Here is a 543-nt window from a genome sequence, read left to right on the forward strand (position 1 = left end):
GTAAAACGAAAGCTGGGATTCGCCTTCATTTACGAGTCGTGGTTACCAAAGAGTTGACCTTACCCGATAAAGGAATTCTTTTACCAGCTAAGCATGCAGACCGCACTCAAATGGGAGATCTCATTGAAATGGATTCGGATGCGATCCACTTGTTTGATCGTGGTTATATCGACTATAAACAATTTGATCATCTCTGTTTACACGATGTTCGCTTTATCACTCGTTTGAAGAAGAACGCACAGGTCGAAGTGCTATCCGAACAAATTCCACAAGCAGGTTCACCTATTGTGAAAGACCAAGAAGTGTTTTTAGGTAACTCGCAAAATGGGACAAAAATGACACATCCCTTGCGCTTAATCGAGACACAAGATAGTCAAGGAAACGTCGTCATGATCGTCACGAACTGTTTTGACTTATCTGCCGAAGAAATCGGTGACTTATATCGTTATCGTTGGAAGATCGAGACCTTTTTCAAATGGATGAAACAGCACCTCACGTTCAAAACGTTCTATGGAAAGAGTGAGAATGCGGTGTGCAATCAAA

Annotated in this window: 1 protein-coding gene; it reads left to right on the forward strand. The window is 41.8% G+C overall.

Going from position 1 to position 543, the window contains the following annotated elements; genetic code table 11:
* Window positions 1-543 (forward strand): IS4 family transposase (locus M3212_RS21705; RefSeq protein WP_251195981.1); only part of this gene is annotated, 543 nt, incomplete at both ends.

Origin of the sequence: Halalkalibacter oceani, from assembly GCF_023715705.1 — a bacterium.
GTDB lineage: Bacteria > Bacillota > Bacilli > Bacillales > Bacillaceae_D > Halalkalibacter > Halalkalibacter oceani_A.